The organism is Thermostichus sp. MS-CIW-26, assembly GCF_054059115.1.
The window spans coordinates 77,531-101,676 of record NZ_JBSSBV010000005.1 but is presented as its reverse complement, the minus strand read 5'-3'; the positions used below and the strand labels follow the sequence as shown (position 1 = coordinate 101,676).

Here is a 24,146-nt window from a genome sequence, read left to right as displayed (position 1 = left end):
AAAAGTCAGGGTGGGCAACCTAGGAGGCAAAGGGCATGCCAAACGCTTTGAGCAGGGCACGGCCCTCTTCGTCGGTTTTAGCAGTGGTCACAATTGAAATATCCATACCTCGCAACTGATCTACAGAGTCATAGTTGATTTCGGGAAAAATCAGTTGTTCGCGGATGCCCAGGGTGTAGTTGCCTCGTCCATCAAAGGCTTTGGGGCTGACGCCGCGGAAGTCACGGATACGGGGCAGAGCAATGTTGATCAGGCGATCCAAAAACGCATACATGCGCTCCCGCCGTAGGGTTACCATCAGGCCAACCGGCATGCCCTTGCGAATCTTGAAGCTGGCAATTGCCTTTTTGGCGCGGGTGATCACCGGACGCTGGCCAGTGATGGCGCTGATCTCGGCAATGGAGGATTCCAGAGCCTTGGCATTTTGGGAAGCTTCCCCCAAGCCGCGGTTGATGACGATCTTCTCCAGGCGGGGCACCTGGTGGATGTTGGTGTAGCCCAACTCCTTTTGCAGCTTGGGGACGATGACGGTGTTGTAGAGGATTTGCAGACGTTGGGGCATGGTGGCTTCTCCTTGCGGCTCTGGGCTGGGTCAGAGCCAAACCAATGATGGAAAAAAGAATGTAATGCCTAGTCGAGGATCTCGCCTGTTTTCTTAAGGACGCGGACTTTGCGACCATCGGCGGTGATTTGATAGCCGATGCGGCTGGCCACTTCCTGCTTCTTGGAATAGGCCATCACTTTGCAGACGGGAATGGGGGCTTCCTTGGTCTCAATCCGGCCACTTTCCCCTTCTCGCTGAGGTTTGCGGTGGTAGGTAACAATGTTAACCCCTTCCACCAAAACCATGTTGCGTTCGGGAAAAACGCGCAGCACCTCGCCGATTTTGCCTTTGTCATCGCCGGAGATCACCTGCACGGTATCCCCTTGCTTGATACGCATTTTGTAGCGCAGGCTGTTGCGGTGCTTGCGAATGCCCGGTCGCCGAACTAAGCGCCGAATTTGGCTGGGTTTGAGGGGGCGAACCATCAGAGTACCTCCGGGGCAAGGGAGATGATCTTGGTGAAGTTTTTCTCCCGCAGCTCACGGGCTACAGGGCCGAAAACGCGAGTTCCACGGGGGTTGCCGTCGTTGTTGATGATCACGGCGGCGTTGTCGTCGAAGCGGATGCACATGCCGTCGGGGCGACGTACTGTGTCGACAGTGCGGATGACAACAGCCTTGACGACATCGGATTTTTTGACGGGCATGTTGGGCAAGGCATCTTTGACGACGCCGATGATCACGTCGCCCAAGCTGGCGTAGCGACGGCCACTGCTGCCCAGCACGCGAATGCACATCATTTTGCGGGCGCCTGTGTTGTCGGCCACCGTCAGCATGGTTTGCTGCTGAATCATAGTTTCTTCACCTCCCTCAGGATTTCGGCAACTTGCCAACGCTTGGTGCGGCTGAGGGGACGGGTTTCCGTGATGCGCACCAGATCCCCTTCTTGACAGCGGTTTTCCTCGTCGTGGGCCTTAAACTTCTTGGTTTTGACGACGATTTTGCCGTACTTCGGGTGAGCGACCCGATTTTCTACGGCAACAACCACCGTTTTTTGCATCTTGTTGCTGACCACAATGCCAATCTTCTCCCGAACAGCCATTACTCCTCCTGGGTTGGGCGTTTGCCCCGCTTGCGTTCTGCCTCTACAGTTAACAGTTGCGCCAGCTTGTGCTTGCGCAGCCGGATGAGATGGGGTTGGTTCAACTGCCGCGTGGCCTGCTGCAAGCGCAGCTCAAACAGCTCTTTCTTGACGGCGTAGATCTCGTTGCTCAGCTCTTCATCCGATAGGGCACGGGCATCGGCGATTTTGGGCATGGGCATAGCTGGACTCTCCTCATACGCTGCTGGTGGCCACTTCTGAAACTGTTGCCTGGCCAGGCTCTGGCTTTTCAAAGTCGGCTTTGGTTACAAACTTGACTTTAATGGGTAGCTTCTGAGCGGCAAGTCGCATGGCCTCGCGGGCGATGGGCTCTGCCACTCCCCCCATTTCGAAGAGGATACGGCCTGGCTTGACGACGCAAACCCAGTACTCAGGGTTGCCTTTACCGGATCCCATGCGGGTTTCAGCAGCTCGCTGAGTAACGGGCTTGTCGGGAAAGATGCGAATCCAGATTTGGCCACCCCGCCGAACATAGCGGGTCATGGCTCGACGGCTGGCCTCGATCTGTCGAGCTGTAATCCAGGCGGGTTCTAGGGCCACAAGGCCGTATTCCCCAAAGTTGATGCGGTTGCCACGGGTCGCTTTGCCTTTCATGCGCCCGCGCTGTTGCTTGCGGTATTTGGTGCGTTTGGGGCTTAACATGGCCGTTCCTTAAGTCAACTGCGATAGGGATCCCTGGACGTTCCGGTGTTGGCCCTCAGGCCTCCTGAGCCGAGCGATCTTCAAAGGTGGGCCGCCGCCGCTGCTGCCGACGTTTGGGCTGTTGCAGGGGAAACTTCTGTTCGTGGCGTTCCTGCCCGGGCAGAACTTCCCCTTTGAAGACCCAGACCTTGACCCCGATGATGCCGAAAGTGGTGTGGGCGAGGTGCTCGGCGTAGTCGATGTCGGCCCGCAAAGTATGCAAAGGGATCCGCCCCTCCCGCGTCCATTCGGTGCGGGCAATCTCGGCCCCGTTCAGACGCCCGGCAATTTGGATTTTGATCCCTTGTACACCTGCCCGCTGGGCCCGTTGGATCACCTGGCGCACGATGCGGCGAAAGGCAATCCGCCGTTCCAACTGTTGGGCAATGTTTTCCGCCAACAAGGTCGCCTCGGCATCGGCACGGGTGACCTCTACTACATTGATGCGAATGGTTCGCTCGCCACCACCTCGTGAACCAGGGCTTTGTCCCGCTAGCGCGGACAGCTCTTTCTGTAGACCTTGGCGCAAAGTCTCTAGGCTGGATCCGCCCCGACCCACGACCACCCCAGGGCGAGCAGCGCGGATCTCTAGGTCAATTTGATCTGCTTTGCGTTCAATTTGGATATCGGCCAAACCAGCACTGCTCAATTGCTTGGTCAGGTAGGTGCGAATCTGATCATCCTCCTGTAACAAGGCTGGGTAGCGGGCTGGATCGGCAAACCAGCGGCTGCGATGCTCCTTAATCACGCCGAGGCGGAAACCGGTGGGGTGGATCTTCTGTCCCATGGTGGTGTCGGTTGAAGGGTAAAGGGCTAGAAATACAGGAGGTTAAGAGGCCGTCGCCGCTTCAGCTTCCTCTATGGGCCGGACGGCGATGGTGATGTGGCAGGTGCGCTTGCGAATGGGGTAGGCCCGCCCTTGGGCGCGGGGGCGAAACCGTTTCAGGACGGGCCCCTGATCAGCATAGGCCTGGCTGATCACCAGATCCCGGGGATCCAAGCCGTTGTTGTGCTCTGCGTTGGCCACCGCCGAGCGCAGCACCTTACGAACCGGCTCACAGGCAGCGTAGGGCATGAACTCCAAAAGAATCAGGGCATCGGCATAGGTGCGCCCGCGGATCTGATCCAACACCCGCCGCACTTTAAAGGGGGACATGCGGATATAGCGGGCTACCGCTTTAACCTCAGGGGATGAATCGGCCATGGCCCTCTCCTTGCCTACTCGATACTTTCCTGTTCGTTATTCCTCTCAACGGCGAGCGGCTTTTTTGTCGCTCCCCGCGTGACCGCGGAAGGTACGGGTGGGAACGAATTCCCCCAGCTTGTGACCCACCATCTGATCGGTGATGTAGATGGGCACGTGTTGCTTGCCGTTGTGAACGGCGATGGTGTGGCCGATCATGACCGGCAAGATGGTGCTGGCCCGCGACCAGGTCTTGATCATGTGCTTCTCGTTGCGCTCGTTCATCTTCTCCACCTTGAGAAGCAGCTTGGCATCCACAAAGGGGCCTTTTTTCAGCGAACGTCCCATAAGAACCTCAACCGTTTGATAAGCAATTCACTGTCGAAAAAGCTTCGGGGAGCGAATGGCCAGCGGCTACTGAGCAGCCCTTCCGCCCTTGTCTCGGCGGCCTCCGCGACGACGACCGCGCACGATGAACTTGCTGCTGGGCTTGTTGCGTTTGCGGGTCTTGTACCCCAGGGTGGGCTTGCCCCAAGGGGTGACAGGGGTACTGCGGCCTATGGGGGCTCGCCCTTCCCCGCCGCCATGGGGATGATCCACAGGGTTCATCACCGAGCCACGCACCTTAGGACGGCGCCCCAACCAACGACTGCGGCCCGCCTTGCCCAGGCTGATGTTGTTGTGGTCAACATTGCCCAGTTGGCCGATGGTGGCGTAGCACTCGCCGCGGATCATGCGAACCTCACCAGAGGGCAGCTTGAGGGAGACATATTTGCCTTCTCTGGCCACCACTTGAGCGCCAGCCCCGGCAGCGCGAACCATCTGTCCGCCGCGACCGGGATACAGCTCCACATTGTGAACCACCGTTCCCAAGGGGATCCGCTCCAGGGGCATGGCATTGCCGATCTCAAAGGGGGCCTCTGGCCCGGCCATGATGGTGGATCCCACCTGTAGGTTGCGGGGAGCGAGGATGTAGCGTTTCTCTCCGTCTTCGTATTCCACCAGGCAGATGTGGGCGCTACGGTTGGGATCGTACTCGACGGTTTTGACGGTCCCCGGGATCCCGCGCTTGTCGCGACGGAAGTCGATGATGCGGTAAAGCCGCTTGTGGCCACCACCGCGGTGCCGGCAGGTGATGACGCCACGGTTGTTGCGCCCTTTCTTGCGGTGAATAAATTGCAGCAGCGACTTTTCCGGTCTGGGCCGCTTGCCGTTCTCGTCACGGGACAGCTCCTCGAAGTCAGAGACCGTCATGTGACGGGTGCTGGGGGTGTAAGGTCGGAGAGTACGAATGCCCATGGCTCAGGTAGGGGTGGGGGATGGGACAACAACAGCTCAAAAGGGGCGTTCAGGTGTCCGGGAAGAGGGTGATGGAATCTCCCTCCGCCAAGGTCACGATGGCTCGCTTGGGACGGGTGCGGTAGCCCACAAAGCGGCCCACCCGCCGTTGCTTGCGCGGGAGCTTCAGGGTGTTGACGGAAGTAACTCGCACGCGGAACATTTCTTCGACGGCAGCTCGGATGAGCGGCTTGGTGGCAGTGGGCAGCACTTCAAAGACGTATTTGCGCTGCTCCATCAAGGCGGTTGCCTTTTCGGTGATGACGGGGCGCAACAGGACGTCGGCCAGGATCCGCTTGCTCTCAGTCATCGCTTTCCTCCTCTGCTGGGGCTGCTTCGGCCTCTTCTGCAGTTGGCGGCTCTACTCCTTGAGCCAGTTCTTCTGCTTGATCTTGGGGCTCTTCGGTTTGCTCTTCTGGCCCCTGCTGATCTGCTGGACGTCCTTGAAGGTCAGCTTGGTCTTCCTGCCCTTCTTCCTCGTGTTCGCTTTCTGAAGCAGCCTGATCCTCTAACCGATCTCCAGGCAGGGCCTGATCTTCGGCTATGTCGGCCTGAGGTGCATCCTCAGAGGGAGTCTCCAGAACTGCCGGCGCAGCGTCGGATCCCCAACGGGCCTTGAGCTGCTCTAGGGCAGAAACGGTGATCAGCACCCAATCGACGTTGAGCAGATCGAAAACGTTGATCTGATCCAGGCCGATCAGCTTAACGCGGGCGATGTTGCGCACGGCCCGCTCTACGGCTTCCGAGCGTTCGGCAACGATGAGCAGGGCCGATTGATCTTCCATCACCCCCCAGCGCAGCAAAGCCTGGGCCACGGCGCGGGTCTTGGGCGGGTTGAGCTGCTCCTGGAAATCCTCCACGACGATCAGGTCTTCCACCCGACTTTGCAGAGCGGTGCGCAGGGCCAGTTGCCGTTCTTTGCGGTTCATGGCCAGGTTGTATTCCCGCTTGCGGGGGCCGAAGATCACCCCCCCTTTGCGCCAAAGTGGGGAGCGGATGGAGCCGGCACGGGCCCGACCGGTGCCTTTCTGCTTCCAAGGCTTGCGACCGCCGCCGCGCACCTCAGCTCGGGTCTTGGTGTGGGCGTTGCCCTGACGAGCATTGGTCATCTGCCGGCGCAGTGCCAGATAGAGGATGTGGGCGGCTGTTTCGGGACGAGCAACTTTAAGGCTCAGCTCCGCGCTGCCCACCGTTTCCCCTTGCCAATTTTTCACCACACAACTTGCCATGGTTTCCTCGTCTTTGCGGATGCGGGTCAGCCTTTGCCAGGGATCCCTCCCCTAACGCTTGTTGCCCACCTGCTTGGCAGGGGTGATCTCCAGCAGCCCTCCTTCTACGCCGGGCACGCAGCCCTTGATCACCAACAGATCCCGCTCCGGATCCACCTGCACCAACTGCAATTTGCGGGTGGTGACTCGGCCACCTCCCAGCCGCCCCGCCATGCGCATCCCCGGAAACACGCGGCCTGGGGTTGTACCGGCGCCAATGGAGCCCGGTCGGCGGTGGTTTTTGGAGCCGTGGGACATGGGGCCACGACCGAAGTGGTGGCGCTTTTGATAGCCGGCAAACCCTCGCCCGATGGAGGTACCTGCCACATCCACCAATTGGCCAGGGGAGAACATCTCGACGGTAATTTTCTGCCCCAACTGGTAGGCTTCTGGCTGGTCAACCCGGAACTCCCGCAGGTGGCGCAGCAGCTCTGTCACCCCCGCTTTGGTGAGGTGGCCCCGCTGCGCCCGCGTGAGATGCTTTTCGGCAGTGGGCAAGTAGCCCAACTGAATGGCGTTGTAGCCATCTGTGGCTTGGGTTTTGATCTGGGTCACGGTGCAAGGCCCCGCCTGCACGACAGTGACCGGAATGGCCAGCCCTTCTGGAGAGAAGATCTGGGTCATGCCGACTTTTCTTCCGAGGATGCCAAGTGCCACAAGAACCTCCAATCGAGCCTGCACGACTCGTTTTCATCAACTGAGAGCCAGCTCACTCCGACAATCGGCTAGCCGTTCGCGAAGCGGGCCGTAGGCCAATGGCTCAGTTAGCCGGATGGATAGGCATACAGCAATAGCGTGGCAGCAGGAAGCTCAAGACAAAGCTGAGTCTGCCGGCTGAGGCGAAAGAGCAAGGTAGGGATACCCCGAGGCCAAGTTCAGCGCCGGCAACGCTGAGCCTTTTGCTTAGTTCACCCCCAAAGCTGCACGCCAAACTGCTTTTGTTGAGAGCTGCTCAGACTTACCTGCTAAAGAGGCAGTATCTGGTGTAGCAGCGCGCCGGGTCGCCAAAGCGGATGGACTCAGTTGGCAACGGAAAACAATCATAATGAAGCGAAGGCCCGTTTGTCCAGACTTTTGCTGAGAAAATGGGTTGGTTGGAGAGGCCGGAGAGGGTAAGGGCAGCTCAAGTGGAAGAAAAGAGCCATTGGCGGGGGAAGCCATCTCCCTTCCAAAGTGTGATGGGCTGGGCAGGCAGTGGGCTGACCCAGGCTTGTGTGGATCACTATCGAAGTTTGTTGCAGGCGGGAGCCGATCCGGGCCGGGTCTTATTTTTGGTGCGGAGTCAACGGCAAGCGGATGAGGTGCTGCGGCGCTTGCAGCAGTCCAGTTCGGGCTTGGTGGGGCCGTGGCGGATCGAAACGTTCTTGCAGCGGGTGGGACGCTCGTTGGCCGATCATTGGCCACAGGTGTGTGAGCGTGTCCCCCAGTTGCCACGCTCGTTGGAGCCGATCCCCTTGGCCAAAGATCTCACTCAATTTCTCTGCGAACGAGCCTGCGCTTTGTGCCCTCGGCATGGGGAAGCCTTTGCCGGGGTCGGGCTCAAGGAGTTCCAGATCTGGGATCAGATTAGCAGTGCTGCTTACATTGCGGGGGCTTCGGGTTTGTCGGCAGAAGTGGTGGGATCCCGGCTGGCCAGGGCTTGGCCGGAAGAGGCGGATCCACGGCGGGCAGAGGCTTTGCAGGCAATGGGCTGCTGTGTGGGTCGGCTGTGGGAGGCAGCGCTTCGGTTGGGATCCCTGGATTTTGGCCTGCAAATTCGGCTGTTTGGCGAGCACATCCTGCCGCTGGCGGAGTTTTGGCAAGAGTGGGATCACCTGATTGTGGATCAGGCGGAAGACAGTTGTGCCGTGGCGCTGGAGTTTTACCGGCAGGGGCAATCCCATCTGCAAAGTCAATTTTTCAGCTACACCCTTGGTGGTGGGGTTTCCTTGACCGGGATCCCAGAGGCAGTAGCTGACTTCTTGATGGCAAAAACGCAGGTTCGGTTTCTGGAGGGGAGCCATCGCGCTTCAGCAGGCATGATCCGCTTAGGGGTGCAGATTGCGCGGGTGTTGGATCCCCAGTTTTCTCATCCGCTGCCCGAGCCGCAGGGGGGAGGACTGCCGCTGGTGCAAACGCTGGAGGAAGAGACCCAGTTTGCGGCAGTGGAGGTGATGGTTGCTCAAATTCGCCGGCTTTTGGGGGCCGGGATCCCGGCCCATCGCATTGCTGTTTTGCTGCCCCGTATGGATGTGGGGGTGAGCCTGAGCTTGCAGGAGCAGTTGTCGGAAGTGCCGGTTTTGTCGATTGCCCCCTTCCCGGCGTTGATCCGCTATCCCTTGGTGCGGGCGGTGCTGACGGCAGCAGAATTGGCCCATCCCGAGTGGGGTGCTTTTCCCACTTTGCCGGCTTGGCGGCTGATGTTGAGCTGGGTGCTGGGGCTGGATCCCATCCGGGCAGCTCTGTTGGCCGAAGATACCTGGGATCCGGTGGGGCGTTCTCTGCGTCCCCGAACGGCAGTACGGCAGCCAGAGCGAGTAGGGTTTGCCAACCTGGAGCGCTACCAGCGACTGTTCGATTGGCTGCGCGGCTATCATCCCGGCCCTTCATTGGCCGCTTTCTTCCAGCAGTTTTTTGCCGATCACTTGGCCTCGGTGATTGCTTCCCCTCAGGATCAAGAGCTGCTGCGCGTATTGATGGAAGCGGCACGGCGGTTTCGTCAGGCCTTCCCTGCCGAAGGGGATCCCGCCTTTTTGGCCATGATCCGCTCGGGACAGACCCCCAGCAGCAGCCGCTTCGAGCCCGACTATTCCCGTTACTTGGTAGTTGCAACTCCGGGGGCCTACATCACTCGGGGTTTGGAGGCGGATTACCAATTCTGGTTTGATATCACCAACCCCAGCTGGTCCCGCTCCCTCTGGCATGTGCTCTACAACAGCCGTGTGCTGACGCCGGAATGGGACGGGGAGGTTTTCGATGCGGCGCGGGATTTACAGGCGCGTCAACAGATTTTGGCCCGCACGCTGCTGAACCTCTGTTGCCGCACTCAGAAGGGGCTGTGGCTGGTGCGCTCCAATTTTAATTATCGCGGCGAGGAGAACACCAGTATTCTGGACTACCTGATTTTGAAGGGGTTGAAGGCCATGGCAACCGCCGGCTAAGGGAGAGCCTATCCTGAAAGGGTGCTGGCAACTCAGGCCTCCAAGAAATCGGGGGATGCACTGCAGGAATGGTCAAAGGCAAGGGTTTTAGAAGAGCGGCGCAGCCGCCCCTCTTATTGTGGGGGTAGGAGTCGGCGGCAAAGTGTCTTAATCTTGTTTGAAACAACGATAAAGCAATACAGCAGAGCCTTTCCAAGAAATGGCTGGCCGGGATCCCTCTCAGGCAGGGGTAAGACTGATGACCTTGGGTGGCGCAGAGGGCCGGCGTCTCAAGCCGGCTGGAAACGGCTGTGGGCATTCCCTCTGTCTTCCAACACAGTCGAGTATCGAGTAGAGTGGGGGCGCCTGCTTTGATTTGGATTGGGTTTTATGAATCCAGCTACCCCTCCTGCTGCGCCCTCGTCCCGCCGCTTTCCCCTTCGTCCCGTAGCAATGGTGGCCCTCACTGCCGGCTTCTTGGCGGGGTTAGGAGCGGGGGGCTATGCCTTACTGCAGCGGCTACGGCTGCAGATGCACCGGGATCTGATCTTCTATCGGTACACCGTCTTTTCTGAGTTTGGCTATGGAGGCTCGCCAGCGTTCGATCCCGGCCAAAGTGATCGCTGGTTTCCTCTTACCTATCCGGTGTTGGCCCGCTGGGGGGGATCCGCCGACCCGAGCCGCCGCAGCTACGCCTTCTACACCTTGCAAAGCCATGGCCTGCCCTACAGCCGTTGGTGGTTGGAGGATCGGCTGCGGCAAAATTCGGCTCAGTTTTTCGCCCCAGCAGCTTTGTTCGGGGGCTATGACTACTCAAGCGGGCAGAAGATTGCGCCTCAATACGAGCTGTTTGGGCTGGATCGGCCAGAGTCGGTGCAGCGCCTCACCGAGCTGGCCTTGGCCGGGATCCAAGCCGATAGCCCCGAGTGGAGTTTTAATCTCAACTGGCTCAACAGCTTGCTGACCCAAGAAGAATTTCCCTTGCGAGATCAGGTCTACAGAGCGCTGCTCCCCGCCTTGGAAAGCAGCTCTCCGCAGCGGGCAAAGAAACTCTTGAGCGCCTTGCCCTACGAGGAGGAAAGGATCCCCTCTTGGGCGCTGTCGCAGGTGCAGGCGGTGCGGCAGCGGGTTGCGGGGAATGTTTCTCCATACACTGATGTTTATGGGCGTGCCGGCCAAGTGTTGATCCTAGAACAGCCGACGGTGCAAACGGTGCGCCCTTTGTACGAAGATTTACCGCCCCCATCCCGACACTTTTTTCTGCTGCAGATAGCGGATCCAGAAACTCTCCCCCCTGCCGCTCAGGTGTTGCTGCGCAGCGTGGTGGGCGATGATGCTGACCCGCAGCGGTTTTTGGCGGCGGCTCTTCTCTACTTAAAAGGGGATCCCAGCGGGGAGCCGCTGCTGCAGAAGGCTCTCAACGAGGACTTTGCCTCTCTTCACGGCATCGACGACCACCTGGTTTTGCTGCAGTTGGCAGAAGCTTTTCCCAATTCCCGCTTTACGCAAGCTTGCCGGGAATACGCCCGCATTCGGGGGGGCAGCTATTTTGGCCATTCCCTCTACAACCCCGAGACCGGCGAACCGATCCCGCGGCCTTTCCCCCCGGCAGAGGAAGAGACCCTTTGGCGGACTTGGCTGACCGTCTACCCGAATCATCCCGGTGCCGACGATGCCCTCTTCTGGCTGACACGCACCTTGGAGTGGCAGGGCAAAAGGGAAGAAGCACTGGTCCTTTTGGCCAATTGGCTGGCGGATCCCTTCGGCGATGGAGACATGCGCTACGTCTTGCGCCGCCGCCTGCTTTTGCTCTTAGACAGCGGTGCAACCCCCAGCGAGTTGCAAGCTTTTCTCGACCGCCACGGCGAGCATCCTCTGGCCGCCGCCGTCCGCTATGCTCTGGCGGTTCGCTTCGCCCGCGAACACCGCTACGACCTAGCCCTGCAGCTGACGGAAAATCTGGCTTTGGATGCTGTGTTGGATCGCTACCCCTTGCTGGATGGCGGCTACTGGCTGGACGACTGGGATCCCGTGCCCGCCAGCCGCACCCCTCTGCAACCGAAAATCCAGGCCCAACGAGAACGCTGGCGCCAATTGAGCCGTTGGCAAGCCCAATCCACTCCCCAACAACGCTATCAACTGGCCGCCCACTGGGCCGCTGCCGACGGTTGGCGCAATGGGTACCTGTGGCTGTTTAACCAAACCCGTGCCGGTGGCCTGAGTGGGGATGCTGATGGAAGCGGGCCGCCGCAACCAGCTTCCTCCAGTTCTCTATCGGACTATCAGCGGGCCAATCACCATGCTGTAGCAGCAGAGTTACTCGGCTCTGTGCTTGCGGATCCCACCGCCCCTGCCCATCTTCAGGAAGAAAGCCTGTACCGGCAGGTGCTGATCCTCTACCGCCAGTATACCACCTACCCTCCCGAGGAAACGGCAGCCATCTATCCGCTGCCGGGCTTCCCCCCAGGAGTGACAGAAGATACCAGCTTGTTCGACACGTCACTGCCGGACTACGTGGATCCTGGCAGCCTCAGCTACAGCTACTTTCTGGAAGCCAAAGCCCTGCAGGATGGCTATGCCCGCCAGGCGATCTACGCCGGCAATGAGCTGCTGAACCGCTTCCCCCAGAGCCGCTATGCCGGGGATGTGCTCATGGCTCTGTACGGCCTGACGGGAGATGTCGCCTTCCTAGGACGGCTGCTGACGCAGTTTCCTGATAGCGAGCGCGCTCTGGAGGCAGCGCTTGAGCTGGGGCCCGTCAGCCACTGAGTCTTTAAGCGTACCGCGGCTTTGCAGCTTTATAGCCTCTTCACAGAGCCTTCATGAAAGGCAAATAGGGGTATTCTTGGACGAGAGCTGTCTTGCGAGATCCAGGGAGAAAGGCTTTATCTCCCCTTTGTCTCGGCGGATCTGGACTAGCTTGGGTTGAGTTTCCTTGGGCTGCCATGGGCTGATGGATCCTGCCACCTTTCTGGAGCACTATGGGTTTGAGCTGGAAGGTCAACCCAGCCAGGTTTGGGTGGAGCGCTGGAGCCAGTTGTTCCCGGATCTTTGGATCCCGGCAGCCTTGCTAGAAGCCCTCTACCAGGGGCGGTACAAGGCCGCCTCTGTGGAGCAGCTTCTCCGCCTTTGGCAGCGTCGCGGCTCTCCTCATCTTACCTTTCCCCCAGAAATCGGCCAGTTCCTTTGGCAGGAGCAGCAGGAGCTGATCCGCTCTTTGGCTGCGGCTGCCCTTGCCTGTTCTCCGTTGCCGCCGGTACCCCTCGCAGGATCCCTGTTTTCCCGAGAACCGGCCATATCTCTAAACTTGTTGTTGGAGCAGTTGCAGGAGCTTCCCCCCAAGCTGCGCCGCCTGCTTGCCCAGTCCCCTCCTCCCCAACTCGCCCGTGCTGGTGGGGCAGAGTCCTCAGGGATCCTAGAGCTCCAGCAGACGGTCGTTGACCCTCCAACTCCTGCCGAGCCCCCTTAGGGACAGTCTTGATGGGCTTGCCACTCTCTTTCCTCAGGGATCCTGGCCATGAACTTTCCCCTCGATTGCGACGGCGGTGCGGAGCACATTGCCTCCTTGCCCTGTGGGGTGATCACCGTCAGCGACACGCGCACCCCTGAAACCGATCACAGCGGCCAGTTTATCTGCACAGCCCTCCAGGAGTCCGGCCACCGGGTGGAGAGATATTGCATTCTCCGAGATGAACCGCAGCTCATTCGAGAGCAGGTTCAGGATTGGGCCGGATCCCTGCCGGTGATCTTGTTGAATGGTGGCACAGGCATCGCCCCCCGCGACACCACTTACGACGCCATCGAGGCTCTCCTGGAAAAGACCTTGCCCGGCTTTGGGGAGATCTTCCGCCAGCTCAGCTATGCCCAGATTGGCAGTCGGGCCATCGCCTCTCGGGCCATCGCCGGGATCCACGGAAAGTGCTTGATCTTTTCCATGCCTGGCTCCCCAGCAGCCGTGCAACTGGCTATGCGCAGCCTGATCCTGCCGGAGCTACCCCACCTGGTTAAGCAACTGCACCAGGGCAAGCATTGAGGCAGCAGGCCGTCTTAGTGATCCCCTCTTAGGCCAAGAGGGCAGTCGCCTTGGCAAGAGCCTCCTCCCGCAGCAGAGCGGCTTTATCGGTGCGCTCCCAGGGCAGATCCAGGTGAGTTTGCCCGAAGTGACCATAGACCGCTACATTTTGGTAGAAGCGTCCCCCCCGTTGGCGGGGCAGCTCCCGCAGTTGGAACTGGGCCAAAATGGCTGCCGGCCTCAGATCGAAGTGGCGCTGCACCAGCCGCAACAGCTCTTCGTCGGGGATGCGCCCTGTGCCAAAGGTTTCCACCAAAATGTTGATGGGGCGGGCTACCCCAATGGCGTAGCTCACCTGCACTTCACATTTTTGCGCCAAGCCAGCTGCCACGATGTTCTTGGCCACGTAACGAGCCGCATAGGCAGCGCTGCGATCCACCTTGGTGGGATCCTTGCCGGAGAAGGCCCCGCCCCCATGGCGAGAATAGCCGCCGTAGGTATCGACGATGATCTTGCGTCCGGTCAGGCCCGCATCTCCCTGAGGGCCGCCGATGACAAACTTGCCGGTGGGATTGGTGAGGAAGCGGGTGTGGCTATCCGGCTTGATGGGCAGCTCGGCAAACACCGGCGTGACCACTGCCTCCCAGAGATCGGCGCGGATCCGCTCTTGCACCGCCGCCTCTTCCGTAATGGCGCCAATCGTGGGTGTGTGCTGGGTGGAGATGAGCAGGGTGTGAATGCCCACCGGGCGACCTTCCTCATAGGCCACAGTCACCTGCGTTTTGCCATCCGGGCGCAGATAGGGCAGGGTGCCGTTTTTGCGAACCGTGGCCAACTGGCGGCTGAGGCGGTGGGCCAAGCTAATGGGCAAGGGCATCAACTCGGGAGTTTCATCGCAGGCAAAGCCAAACATCAACCCCTGATCCCCGGCCCCGACCAAGTCGAATTGATCTTCCTGGGAGCCGCGACTTTCCAGGGCCACATTCACCCCTTGGGCAATATCGGGAGATTGCTCATCGAAAGCCACCAACACCGCGCAGCTTTCTGCACAAAACCCATTCTTGGCATCGGTATAGCCAATTTCGGCCACCTTGTCCCGCACCAGACGGGTGAAGTTGACCTGCGCTTGCGAGGTGATCTCCCCGGTCAACAAAACCAGGCCCGTATTGACCACCACCTCGGCGGCCACCCGACTGAGGGGATCCGCCGTCAAGAGGGCATCCACGATGGCATCGGAGATCTGATCGCAGATTTTGTCGGGGTGCCCCTCCGTCACCGACTCCGAGGAAAACAAAAACGACTTGGACAACGAACCTTCTCCTTAAAAGCTAGAACTGAGAACCTGAACAAAAAACAAGGCTCACCCGCTCGTTCATTATCCGTCGGAGAAAGAGCCAACCAGGGATCCCCAGGTGCTCCGCACCAGCCCCAACTCAGCCAGAGGAAAGGCCCAGCAACCAGCAAGCGTTCTGCACCGCTGACGCACCAGCACTGCCGCGAAGGCCTTGCCCCGCTGCCGCGACCAGAGCTATGGGAGCTGCTAAAGGATAAAGTTGCCAGAAAAGTCCCCCGCCAAAGAGGGCTATCCTCTAGAGAAAACTTTATTGCCTTTATCTTTCGGTTACTGACTAACCGCAGGAATTGGCACCGTAGCGGAGGCTTCCGCCGGGTTGCCGCAGCTTCATTGGGCCTGGTCCCTCAGTCTGCTCTGGATAAAGAACGGAACTTGTCCCTATAGTACCCCCAACCTCCGCCCATTTGTCAAAAAAATAAGCTGTGGGCGGCTTCAGCCAAACAGACCCTGCCACCAGTCTGTCCCCTGAGCGGCTTTGAGAAAGAATGCGCCGGCCAAGCCCAGGGGGGAGAGAACGCCGAGAAAGCCAACTGTCCCCAATCCCCAAGCCAAGCGGTGCAGATGCTTTTTGTCGGCAGAATTTGGCGTCGTTTCGGCTGAGATGGCCAACAGGGATCCCAAGGCTGCCAATAGGGATCCCCCCAGACCTGCAAAGTAGCTGGGCGCTAGCCACGGTTGCAACTCGGCGGCAGATACGACTTGGATGCGGGGCAAGACTTGAAAACACCCTATTGCCAGCACTGCCCAGATGAAGCAGTACATTAGCAGGCTATCTCGGAAAGCGGCAGCCGGTTCTCTCATATCCCAGCCGAATGAAACCGGATTAGGATAAAGGCGGTTCACTGTGGGGAACTTGGGTTTGCCCCGACGGTCGCGCCAGTGGTGCAGTTCCCCTCAGCCTGTGTGGCGAATCTCGATTCCTTTTGATTATGGCCCAACCCGCCCTGTCTGGCTGGCCTGCACCGGCTTCCGGATCCCAACCCCTCTCGACAACAGAACTTGAGGACGCTTGCGATAGCGGTGCGGAGTCTTCACCGGGCGCAGAGGCCGACCCAAACTGGCGGCACCGCCAAAGAATGCAAAAACGCCAGCAGCGGCAGCGGCAGCGTCTGTCGGGCATGCGAGATGACAAGGGCTTGATCATCGTACACACCGGGCAGGGCAAGGGAAAGACCACGGCTGCCTTTGGCATGATCTTCCGCGCCCTCGGCCAGGGATTGTCGGTGGGGGTGGTGCAATTTATCAAGGGGGCCTGGGATCCAGGAGAAGCCAAGCTATTGCGGAAATTGGCCGAGCATCCAGAGCTAGGCCTGGGGAAAATAGCTTTTTACGCCATGGGAGAGGGCTTTACCTGGGAAACCCAAGACCGGGAGCGAGACATCGCCCATGCACAGGCGGCCTGGGAAAAGGGGCGGGAGCTGTTCACCAGCGGGGAGTTTCAGTTGGTGCTTCTGGATGAGATCAATGTCGCCCTCAAGTTGGGATATCTCTCGCCGGACAGGGTGTTGGCCGGGCTAGCGGAGAAACCGGAGCGGGTTCACCTGATCTTGACGGGGCGGGGCGCGCCGGCAGCGTTGATCGACCGAGCCGATCTGGTGACGGAGATGACTTTGGTCAAGCATCCCTTCCGTGACCAGGGGATCAAGGCGCAAATCGGCATCGAGTTCTAACCCTTGGGCAGGAAAGATGGCCATTCTGCTGGCGGCGGCAGCAAGCGGCAGCGGCAAAACCACCATCACTCTGGCTCTGTTGGCCGCTCTGAGGCGACGGGGCCTGCGCATCCAACCTTTCAAGGTGGGGCCGGATTACATTGATCCTCTGTTTCACACGGCGGTGAGCGGGATCCCCTGTCGCAATTTGGATCCCTTCTTGACCGACGAGGACTTTGTGCAGCGCTGCTTTCGCCACCATTGCCAGGGCAAGGATGGAGCCATTGTAGAGGGGGTAATGGGCCTCTTCGATGGACGAGCGCCGGGATCCCTGCCCCTCCCCGAGGGCGGAACGGAGCCTTTTTTTGCCAGCAGCGCCCATGTGGCCCGCCTGCTCGGGATCCCTGTGGTGCTGGTGATCGATGGCAGCGGCATGGGAACGACGGTGGCCGCTTTGCTCTACGGCTTGAGCCGCTGGGATCCCCGCCTCTCCATTGCCGGGGTGATCTTCAACCGGGTGGCCTCGGAGCGGCATGGACAAATCTTGCAGCAGGCGGCGGCTGCAGCGGGGATCCCGGTCTTGGGCCAGTTTCCCCGGCGGGAGGATTTGCGGTTGCCCAGCCGACACCTGGGGTTGGTGCCTGTCTCAGAACTGGATCACTTTCCCCGCTGGCAAGCTGCCTGGGCCGAGCTGGCCGAGCAACACGTCAATTGGGATAGCCTATTGCCCCTCATTCGGAGGCTTCCTCCAGCGGTAGGAGAGCTGTGGCCAGGGATCCCCCCTCTCACCGAAAGGACTCCGCCCCGCCGCTGCGAACAGGTACGGGTGGCGGTGGCCCAAGACCACGCCTTTAACTTCTACTACGCCGACAACTTGGATCTGTTGCGGGCCTGTGGAGCCGAGCTGCTGGAGTATTCCCCCCTCCAGGTGGGGCTATGGCCACCGGAGCCCTGCGACGGCGTGCTGCTGGGGGGAGGGTTCCCGGAATTGTTTGCAGCACCTCTATCTGAGAGCATTAACCAACAACCTCCCCCGCCCACCCACCCACCCCTCTACGCCGAGTGCGGCGGACTGATGGTGCTGGGCCAATCCCTTACCGATTTTCAGGGAAAGACCTACCCGATGGCCGGGCTGTTGCCCATCACAGTAGACATGGCCAACCGGCTGTGTTTGGGCTACCGCGAAGCTGCGGTTTTGCGCCCAACCCTGCTGGCCCCAGCCGGGGATCGCCTGCGCGGGCATGAATTTCACCGCTCCCGCAGCACCCCCATCTCCCCCAGCCCAATCTATGGCTGGGGATCCCCCGCCCAGCTTCAACAGGAAGGATGGGCCACCGAGCGTCTTCACGCTTCGTACCTGCATCTGCACTGGGGATCCCGTCCTGATTTGGCCCTGAGATTATTACAGAACTTCTTAAGAATCTCGAAAGGGGATCCCTAAAAAACCGTGCCATCGCTGAGCAGTTGGATGGGGGGAGAAGCATCTGGCCTGAGCTGGGCAGCGATTTGCCGCCCTGCCGTCCAGGTTCCCCCTTGCAGTATTTTCACCAGGGGCAACTCCTGGGCAGAGCAACCCAGTCTTTTCCGGATTAAGGAGGCAACTTGATCCAGCAAAATCACCGTCAGGGCTCGCCACTCCACAATCACCGTCGAATCTGGGGGATGCGGTTGCTGCCCAATCTCCGGCTGCTTGAGCTGGATCACCCCCAAATCCACAAACAGCCCCCCGTTGCGATACTCCGCCAAACCCGTCAGCTCATCCAAACCCCCGATTGGGATCCCCTCCTGCTGCAACGGCTCCAGCAGGGAATAGGTCATCCATTGGGACAACTTGTGAAAAGGCACCCAATGGCTCCCCGGCTCCGTTTGGGGCAGGTGGGGATAGGGCCAGACATCCCCCAGAGGGATCCCGGCCAGCGAGACTCGCCCAGGCCAAATGGAGCTAAACCCCCTCTGAACTGCCTGGAAGACCTGTGCTGCTTTGATCCCACGGCTGGGATCCTCAGGCTGGATGGCGTCCCACAACCGGCCTGGACGAGGAAGATCGTGACCAGATCCAAAGTAATGAGGTTGAGCCCGCAAAGTTTGTGCCAACCTTTGCAGCAGTTGCCAGCGCCCCTCCAGTCCCAGTAAAGGATTTTCCGGCCCCACCTGGAAAGCTGCTGCCAAATCCGCCAAGGTGATCCGCTCCAGGCCCGCCGCATCCACCTGCAGAGGCTGCCGGGGATCGCTGGAAAACCCACCTTGCCAGAACCAGTCGAAACTGGCCAAGGCCAAACCTTCGGAACGACCCACCACCGTCTGACTTTCTGGATCCCAGTACTTCCAGGCAGAGCCTGCGCCTGCGTCCAGCAACACGCTGACGATGGCCAGATCCCACTTGCATCGCAGCCGCTCCAGCGGATCCATGTCTTTAAGTCGATTTTCCAGACGGGTTAGGCGCTCCCCGGATCCCACCTGAAAATGTTGCCAGCGGCTGTGGAAGGGAATTTCCCCGGTGGGATAGTGGGCCCGCATTGTGGTGATCACATAGTCGGCTACGGATCCCAGCCGGTTCAGGTCGAGGCGAAAATGCTCTGATTCACCGGCCAAAACCCTTTCCAATAGCAACCGACAGCGATCCCGAATGGCTTGGGGACTCTGCAAATAAGCCACTCGTTTTTCCAGATCAACAGGTGTCAGCATCAAGCCGTTCCTTCTCAATTGTCCATGCCGAGAATTTTCTCAGCATAATCGGGCGGGAACCCACCTTGATCTGCATTCGTCTGCAAGCCTTGGCCCACTTGACACTCCCGCCGGTCTCTTGTCAAAAGACCGCGTCTTACTTCGCGATCGGTGAGACCCTTGCAAGAGAAAGCTTTGAGGCAACTGTCCTGCTGACACGAGCAGCCCCGAGCCATTTTGAGAAAAGACTGGGCGAGCACTGAGTGAGGATCCCGATAGATAAGAGCATTGACTCGAGGTAAATTTTGATGTCCCTGTTAAGAGAAGTGTTGAATACTACATTTCACTGAGGTAGACCTTGCCTACTCTGTGGCCTTAATCACTTCCTTGAGGGATTGTCGATTGTTATGATAGATGTAAACCTAGCCCTAAGCATAAATTACTAGTTAGGTCATTTGCAGCTAGGCGGAGCCCCACAGAGGCCAATTCATTAGGGAGGAGTGTGATGTTCACACGGTTGGCGGAACAATACCGCAGCTATGTTCAAGATCTGGTGATGAGTTTGCAGGCCCTGGCCATCGTTTTGGAGAAGCGGGGCTACCCAGCCTCTTGCTACACCTGTGGTACGTCTTTCGAGAGTGCCTCGTTTATGGTCAGCTTACGAGAGGGGCACCTGATTCGCTTTTTGGTTTCCGAATGCTCCATTAGCTGGACAGAAATGCGGGATGACCGAGAGCTCATGAAATTGGAAGGAGCAGAGGCAATTCGCCAACTGCAGGAGCTGGCAGAGCTTATCAAAGATGAGCTGTTGGTCGCCGCCACGCCGGCTGAAGCTCTGGTGGCCAGCACCTGATCCTGGCAGGCCCTAGGTCTGCTCAAACCCAAGCCGTAGCCGATTGGACAACTAAGCCTAACCTTCTAGGCCGCTGCTTTGGAGATTTTTCCCCTGTTGAGGAGTAAGGGTGGAATAGGGATCCCCCTCGACAGAGTGGCAGTTGGCTGGCTGCCCATGCCGCTTGTATGGGGATCCCAGATGACCCGCTCTCCCAGCTTGTATCTGGAGTGGTTTGTGGCGGCAAAGCCTCTCTGAGTAAAGTCTGAGTAAGGTGTCACCGCTGCCAGGGATCCCCTGTTGACGGCTTTATCTTATAACTCTGACCCAATACCCCCAAGGGGATTCGAACCCCTGTCGCATCCGTGAAAGGGATGTGTCCTAGGCCTCTAGACGATGGGGGCGCTCTCCGACAAGGCGATCCTAATCCTAAAGAAGGATAAGTAAGCTTGTCAACCTTTTAATCTGCATCCCCAGACCCACGCCCTGCCAAGTTCAGAATCAAGATCCCCAGCAAAGCCAGGCTCAGCAGGCTGGCAATCACAATCGGTTCATCTGGGATCACGTCCATCTTGGCTTCACCTCACCACATCACAAAGAGCCACACCTCAGACCCGTTCCACATCCCAGAAGAAGAGGGATCCCGCTATAACCACCCCGTCTCCTTGCTGCTCTGGCTGACTCACACCCCGTCGAGCCCCGTACGGAGCCAGGCCGGTGAGCCGTCCTAAGCAAAGCATCCATCCAGTGGCTTAGACTACACTAGTAAGGACTGACCCATCGTTTGGACTGGCATGATTCCCACCGTTATTGAGCAATCTGCGCGAGGCGAGCGCGCCTTTGACATTTACTCGCGTCTCTTGCGGGATCGGATCATTTTCTTGGGCACCCAGGTGGACGACGACATTGCTAACCTGATTGTGGCCCAGATGCTCTACTTGGAGTCCGAAGACCCTGAAAAAGACATCTACCTCTACATCAACTCCCCCGGCGGCTCTGTCTATGCCGGCATGGCCATTTACGACACCATGCAGCACATTCAGCCGGATGTCTCCACCATCTGCATTGGTTTGGCTGCCAGCATGGGAGCCTTTCTGCTGGCAGGGGGCACCAAAGGCAAGCGCATTGCCCTTCCCCACGCCCGCATCATGATCCACCAACCCCTTGGTGGAGCTCAGGGGCCAGCTACCGATATTGAAATTCAGGCCAAAGAGATCCTCTTCATCAAAAACAGCCTCAATAGCTTGCTGGCCTACCACACCGGTCAACCTCTAGAGCGCATCGAACGAGATACCGACCGCGACAACTTCATGACCCCAGAACAAGCCAAAGAGTACGGCCTCATCGACCAAGTGATCAGCAAGAGACCCCAGCCAACCCTGGCAGCCGTTTCTTGACCCTCCAGATCCTGTGGGTGGACTTGCTCCGCTCCCTCAAAGAAGGGAGCTTTTGGTTTTGGCCAGGGATCCCACCCAAAGGATATTAAGAAAGCCAAAGAAATCTGTATTCTCAGCGGGAAGCAGGGGGCCTCACTTTAATTAAACTAATCAAACTCATAAAGAAAGTAATGATCAGCCCATTATTGCGGATGGTAGCTTAGGATTAAACCAATATAGAGTTGTGTTTGCCGAGATTCTAGCTTAGGCACTGTATAAATTCCTTTCCACTGGGTTTGCAAATCCAGGGAGTCGAAGCTAGTGATTGAAGGCGCTCGAAAAGAAGGGTTTAGGGCTTCCATCCGCCGGGATGAAGAGTGTCTTAAAGCCCAACTTTGGCCTCATGGTTGTGGGGCGGTCTTATTCACGGAAACTCGGCGGTCTCGAGTTTTGGCCCTGAGTTTTTCCTCTTGGTTGCATCCGTGAAGGGCATTTTCTGGTTCTGTAATTCGTTCAGAGGGAGATCAACGTGGCCTATTCAGCAACCCAATCCAAAAGCGGCTATCAAGCCGGTGTGAAGGATTACCGACTCACCTATTACACTCCCGACTACACACCCAAGGATACCGATGTCTTGGCCTGTTTCCGAGTTACCCCTCAACCGGGCGTTCCTCCCGAAGAGGCGGGGGCAGCCGTGGCGGCTGAGTCTTCGACGGGCACCTGGACAACGGTATGGACCGATTTGCTGACCGACTTGGATCGGTACAAGGGCCGCTGCTATGACATCGAGCCGGTTCCCGGCGAAGACAACCAGTACTTCTGCTTCGTCGCCTATCCGCTGGATCTGTTTGAGGAAGGCTCGGTGACCAACATGCTCACCTCGATTGTGGGCAACGTTTTTGGCTTTAAGGCCCTAAAGGCGCTGCGGCTGGAAGATGTGCGGATCCCGGTGGCCTACCTGAAAACCTTCCAGGGCCCTCCCCACGGCATTCAGGTGGAGCGGGACAAATTGAATAAGTATGGCCGTCCGCTGCTGGGCTGCACCATCAAGCCCAAGTTGGGCCTTTCTGCCAAAAACTATGGGCGGGCCGTGTATGAAGCTCTGCGGGGCGGCTTGGACTTCACCAAAGATGACGAAAACATCAACTCCCAGCCCTTCCAGCGCTGGCGGGATCGCTATCTGTTCGTGATGGAGGCTGTCCACAAGGCCCAAGCGGAAACCGGCGAGATCAAGGGCCACTATTTGAACGTGACGGCGCCCACCTGCGAAGAGATGTTCAAGCGGGCCGAGTTTGCCAAGGAGTTGGGCGCTCCCATCATCATGCACGACTACTTGACAGCTGGCTTCACTGCCAACACCAGCTTGGCCAAGTGGTGCCGGGATAACGGCATTCTGCTGCACATCCACCGGGCCATGCACGCGGTGATCGACCGGCAGAAGAACCATGGCATCCACTTCCGGGTGTTGGCCAAGTGTTTGCGCATGTCCGGTGGCGACCACCTGCACTCCGGTACGGTGGTGGGCAAGCTGGAAGGCGACCGCGCCATTACGATGGGCTTTGTGGATCTCATGCGGGAAAACTACGTAGAGGCCGATCGCTCCCGCGGCATTTTCTTCACCCAAGATTGGGCTTCCATGCCAGGGGTGATGCCGGTGGCTTCCGGTGGGATCCACGTTTGGCACATGCCGGCGCTGGTGGAAATCTTCGGCGACGACTCGGTGCTGCAGTTTGGCGGCGGAACCTTGGGACACCCCTGGGGCAACGCGCCGGGCGCAACTGCCAACCGGGTGGCCTTGGAAGCGTGTATCCAAGCTCGTAACGAAGGTCGAGATCTGGCCCGCGAAGGCAACGACATTATCCGGGAAGCAGCCAAGTGGTCGCCAGAGCTGGCGGCTGCCTGCGAGCTGTGGAAGGAAATCAAGTTCGAGTTCAAGGCCGTCGACACCCTCTAGAGATCTGCTGGGGGCAGGGGATCCCCACGGCTCTCTTGCCCTACTGGCTCCCTCCCTGGATCGGCAATGGATCTGAAACAGATCGCCAAAGACACCGCCAAGACCTTGATCAGCTACCTGACTTATCAGGCGATGCGCACGGTGCTGGCTCAACTGAGCGAAACAGATCCCCCCAGGGCTCTTTGGCTACAGCAGTTCTCCGCTCGGCAAAACCTTCAGGATGGAGAAGCCTACCTGCGGGCTTTGCTGGCTGAGCGTCCTGAGTTGGCCTATCGCATCATGACCGTTCGTGAACACATTGCTGCGGAGGTGGTCGATTACCTGCCGGAAATGGCCAAAGCCGGCATCCAGCAAGCCAACATGGAGCACCGCCGCAATCACCTAGAACGGATCACCTCAGCAACAGGATCCCTACCCGTTACCCACCCGGAAGCGGGATCCCCCCCACAAAACCCTAGACCCGAAACGGAGTGATACCCATCATGCAAACCTTACCAAAAGAGCGCCGCTACGAAACCCTCTCCTATCTGCCGCCGCTGACGGATCTGCAGATCATCAAGCAGGTGCAGTACATCTTGGATCAGGGCTATATCCCTGCCATAGAGTTCAACGAATCGTCTGAACCGACGGTTCGCTATTGGACGCTGTGGAAGCTGCCCCTGTTCAGCGCCACTTCTCCCCAGGAGGTGCTCAGCGAAGTGCAGGCTTGCCGCAGCGCCTACCCCAACTGTTTCATTCGCGTGGTGGGGTTCGACAACATTAAGCAGTGCCAAGTGCTCAGCTTCCTGGTCTATAAGCCCAGCGGCCTGCGCTAAGGGAGCTCTGGTCAGCGAAAGGGGAGAGCTTCTCCCCTTTTGGTCAAGCCTCCTGGCTTGACTTCTTTGTATGGCCGTTCTCGGTGGCACGGCAATAGAGACCGTGGTTCGGTAATGGTCATGTACAACGTTGCCGTCAACGGGCAACCGGGGTTGGGAACCAGCCTCGTTGGTCTCGGATGTTGCAGCACTCCTT

At 58.9% G+C, this 24,146-nt stretch carries 27 protein-coding genes, 1 tRNA gene and 1 riboswitch; of the genes, 11 read left to right on the top strand and 17 right to left on the bottom strand.

Annotation, left to right across the window (positions count from 1 at the left end; all coding sequences use genetic code 11):
• Window positions 1-19: 19 nt before the first annotated feature.
• The 13 genes from rplE to rplC all read right to left on the bottom strand — a co-directional run bounded on the left by rplE (window position 20) and on the right by rplC (window position 6,832).
• Window positions 20-562, bottom strand: a complete 543-nt coding sequence (gene rplE, locus ACVWZU_RS03510; RefSeq protein ID WP_414355946.1) for a 50S ribosomal protein L5 — start codon at window positions 560-562, stop codon at window positions 20-22.
• 68 nt (window positions 563-630) lie between these two features.
• Window positions 631-1,029 carry a 50S ribosomal protein L24 gene (rplX, locus tag ACVWZU_RS03505; RefSeq protein ID WP_011434163.1) on the bottom strand — a complete coding sequence of 133 codons (399 nt, stop codon included), beginning with the start codon at window positions 1,027-1,029 and terminating at the stop codon, window positions 631-633.
• Entirely contained in the window at window positions 1,029-1,397 is a 369-nt protein-coding gene (rplN, locus tag ACVWZU_RS03500) for a 50S ribosomal protein L14 (protein WP_011434162.1), read from the bottom strand. Before rplN ends, rplX begins: the two co-directional genes overlap by 1 nt.
• Window positions 1,394-1,645, bottom strand: coding sequence for a 30S ribosomal protein S17 (rpsQ, locus tag ACVWZU_RS03495; protein WP_011434161.1), 252 nt, complete (start codon window positions 1,643-1,645; stop codon window positions 1,394-1,396). The genes rplN and rpsQ overlap by 4 nt, the downstream gene beginning before the upstream one ends.
• Window positions 1,645-1,866, bottom strand: coding sequence for a 50S ribosomal protein L29 (gene rpmC / locus ACVWZU_RS03490; protein ID WP_414399804.1), 222 nt, complete (start codon window positions 1,864-1,866; stop codon window positions 1,645-1,647). Before rpmC ends, rpsQ begins: the two co-directional genes overlap by 1 nt.
• Before the next feature lie 13 nt (window positions 1,867-1,879).
• Complete coding sequence (gene rplP / locus ACVWZU_RS03485; RefSeq protein ID WP_414399805.1) at window positions 1,880-2,347, bottom strand: 50S ribosomal protein L16; 468 nt, start codon at window positions 2,345-2,347, stop codon at window positions 1,880-1,882.
• Window positions 2,348-2,402: 55 nt separating this feature from the next.
• Window positions 2,403-3,173 carry a 30S ribosomal protein S3 gene (gene rpsC / locus ACVWZU_RS03480; protein ID WP_011434158.1) on the bottom strand — a complete coding sequence of 257 codons (771 nt, stop codon included), beginning with the start codon at window positions 3,171-3,173 and terminating at the stop codon, window positions 2,403-2,405.
• Between the two features lie 42 nt (window positions 3,174-3,215).
• Window positions 3,216-3,590: a 50S ribosomal protein L22 gene (gene rplV, locus ACVWZU_RS03475; RefSeq protein ID WP_011434157.1), complete on the bottom strand. Its 375-nt coding sequence runs from the start codon at window positions 3,588-3,590 to the stop codon at window positions 3,216-3,218.
• A 45-nt stretch (window positions 3,591-3,635) separates the two neighbouring features.
• Window positions 3,636-3,917, bottom strand: a complete 282-nt coding sequence (gene rpsS, locus ACVWZU_RS03470) for a 30S ribosomal protein S19 (protein ID WP_414331934.1) — start codon at window positions 3,915-3,917, stop codon at window positions 3,636-3,638.
• A gap of 66 nt (window positions 3,918-3,983) precedes the next feature.
• Window positions 3,984-4,868 carry a 50S ribosomal protein L2 gene (gene rplB, locus ACVWZU_RS03465; protein ID WP_457443385.1) on the bottom strand — a complete coding sequence of 295 codons (885 nt, stop codon included), beginning with the start codon at window positions 4,866-4,868 and terminating at the stop codon, window positions 3,984-3,986.
• A 49-nt stretch (window positions 4,869-4,917) separates the two neighbouring features.
• Window positions 4,918-5,217 (bottom strand): 50S ribosomal protein L23, encoded by a 300-nt coding sequence (locus ACVWZU_RS03460; RefSeq protein WP_414330452.1) that lies wholly within the window; start codon window positions 5,215-5,217, stop codon window positions 4,918-4,920.
• Window positions 5,210-6,136, bottom strand: coding sequence for a 50S ribosomal protein L4 (gene rplD / locus ACVWZU_RS03455; RefSeq protein WP_457385388.1), 927 nt, complete (start codon window positions 6,134-6,136; stop codon window positions 5,210-5,212). Before rplD ends, ACVWZU_RS03460 begins: the two co-directional genes overlap by 8 nt.
• Window positions 6,137-6,187: 51 nt before the next feature.
• On the bottom strand, window positions 6,188-6,832 hold the full coding sequence (rplC, locus tag ACVWZU_RS03450) for a 50S ribosomal protein L3 (protein ID WP_011434152.1): 645 nt from the start codon (window positions 6,830-6,832) through the stop codon (window positions 6,188-6,190).
• Between the two features lie 470 nt (window positions 6,833-7,302).
• On the opposite strand from rplC, the gene ACVWZU_RS03445 reads away from it, so the two are divergent.
• The 4 genes from ACVWZU_RS03445 (at window position 7,303) to ACVWZU_RS03430 (ending at window position 13,327) form a co-directional block, all read left to right on the top strand.
• Complete coding sequence (locus ACVWZU_RS03445) at window positions 7,303-9,315, top strand: hypothetical protein (protein WP_457397965.1); 2,013 nt, start codon at window positions 7,303-7,305, stop codon at window positions 9,313-9,315.
• 369 nt (window positions 9,316-9,684) lie between these two features.
• Complete coding sequence (locus tag ACVWZU_RS03440; protein ID WP_457443382.1) at window positions 9,685-12,063, top strand: tetratricopeptide repeat protein; 2,379 nt, start codon at window positions 9,685-9,687, stop codon at window positions 12,061-12,063.
• A 184-nt stretch (window positions 12,064-12,247) separates the two neighbouring features.
• Window positions 12,248-12,763 (top strand): hypothetical protein, encoded by a 516-nt coding sequence (locus tag ACVWZU_RS03435; RefSeq protein WP_457443380.1) that lies wholly within the window; start codon window positions 12,248-12,250, stop codon window positions 12,761-12,763.
• Between the two features lie 48 nt (window positions 12,764-12,811).
• Window positions 12,812-13,327, top strand: a complete 516-nt coding sequence (locus ACVWZU_RS03430) for a MogA/MoaB family molybdenum cofactor biosynthesis protein (RefSeq protein ID WP_457443378.1) — start codon at window positions 12,812-12,814, stop codon at window positions 13,325-13,327.
• A 28-nt stretch (window positions 13,328-13,355) separates the two neighbouring features.
• Here ACVWZU_RS03430 and metK read toward each other — a convergent pair whose 3' ends face one another.
• Both metK and ACVWZU_RS03420 read right to left on the bottom strand, forming a co-directional pair.
• Window positions 13,356-14,615: a methionine adenosyltransferase gene (gene metK / locus ACVWZU_RS03425; RefSeq protein WP_414349600.1), complete on the bottom strand. Its 1,260-nt coding sequence runs from the start codon at window positions 14,613-14,615 to the stop codon at window positions 13,356-13,358.
• A 298-nt stretch (window positions 14,616-14,913) separates the two neighbouring features.
• A riboswitch (SAM riboswitch) is annotated at window positions 14,914-15,025 on the bottom strand.
• A gap of 67 nt (window positions 15,026-15,092) precedes the next feature.
• On the bottom strand, window positions 15,093-15,461 hold the full coding sequence (locus tag ACVWZU_RS03420) for a hypothetical protein (RefSeq protein WP_457385397.1): 369 nt from the start codon (window positions 15,459-15,461) through the stop codon (window positions 15,093-15,095).
• Window positions 15,462-15,589: 128 nt separating this feature from the next.
• Between ACVWZU_RS03420 and cobO the strand changes: the two genes are divergently transcribed.
• Entirely contained in the window at window positions 15,590-16,330 is a 741-nt protein-coding gene (gene cobO, locus ACVWZU_RS03415) for a cob(I)yrinic acid a,c-diamide adenosyltransferase (RefSeq protein ID WP_457443375.1), read from the top strand.
• A gap of 16 nt (window positions 16,331-16,346) precedes the next feature.
• The gene (locus tag ACVWZU_RS03410; protein ID WP_457443373.1) at window positions 16,347-17,750 is read left to right on the top strand and encodes a cobyrinate a,c-diamide synthase; all 1,404 of its coding nucleotides are present in this window, start codon (window positions 16,347-16,349) and stop codon (window positions 17,748-17,750) included.
• On the opposite strand, the gene ACVWZU_RS03405 is transcribed toward ACVWZU_RS03410, so the two are convergent.
• Window positions 17,747-18,994, bottom strand: coding sequence for a URC4/urg3 family protein (locus ACVWZU_RS03405; protein WP_457443370.1), 1,248 nt, complete (start codon window positions 18,992-18,994; stop codon window positions 17,747-17,749). The genes ACVWZU_RS03410 and ACVWZU_RS03405 overlap by 4 nt on opposite strands.
• 484 nt (window positions 18,995-19,478) lie before the next feature.
• On the opposite strand from ACVWZU_RS03405, the gene ACVWZU_RS03400 reads away from it, so the two are divergent.
• Window positions 19,479-19,826 carry a DUF1815 family protein gene (locus ACVWZU_RS03400; protein ID WP_011434143.1) on the top strand — a complete coding sequence of 116 codons (348 nt, stop codon included), beginning with the start codon at window positions 19,479-19,481 and terminating at the stop codon, window positions 19,824-19,826.
• Between the two features lie 310 nt (window positions 19,827-20,136).
• Here ACVWZU_RS03400 and ACVWZU_RS03395 read toward each other — a convergent pair.
• Window positions 20,137-20,209: transfer RNA gene (locus ACVWZU_RS03395), tRNA-Glu, on the bottom strand.
• Window positions 20,210-20,599: 390 nt separating this feature from the next.
• Between ACVWZU_RS03395 and clpP the strand changes: the two genes are divergently transcribed.
• The 4 genes from clpP (at window position 20,600) to ACVWZU_RS03375 (ending at window position 23,950) form a co-directional block, all read left to right on the top strand.
• Entirely contained in the window at window positions 20,600-21,202 is a 603-nt protein-coding gene (gene clpP / locus ACVWZU_RS03390) for an ATP-dependent Clp endopeptidase proteolytic subunit ClpP (protein ID WP_011434140.1), read from the top strand.
• A gap of 508 nt (window positions 21,203-21,710) precedes the next feature.
• Window positions 21,711-23,135 carry a form I ribulose bisphosphate carboxylase large subunit gene (locus tag ACVWZU_RS03385; RefSeq protein ID WP_011434138.1) on the top strand — a complete coding sequence of 475 codons (1,425 nt, stop codon included), beginning with the start codon at window positions 21,711-21,713 and terminating at the stop codon, window positions 23,133-23,135.
• 66 nt (window positions 23,136-23,201) lie between these two features.
• Window positions 23,202-23,609, top strand: a complete 408-nt coding sequence (gene rcbX / locus ACVWZU_RS03380) for a RuBisCO chaperone RbcX (RefSeq protein WP_414349604.1) — start codon at window positions 23,202-23,204, stop codon at window positions 23,607-23,609.
• An 8-nt stretch (window positions 23,610-23,617) separates the two neighbouring features.
• Window positions 23,618-23,950: a ribulose bisphosphate carboxylase small subunit gene (locus tag ACVWZU_RS03375; protein ID WP_011434136.1), complete on the top strand. Its 333-nt coding sequence runs from the start codon at window positions 23,618-23,620 to the stop codon at window positions 23,948-23,950.
• Window positions 23,951-24,146 lie beyond the last annotated feature (196 nt).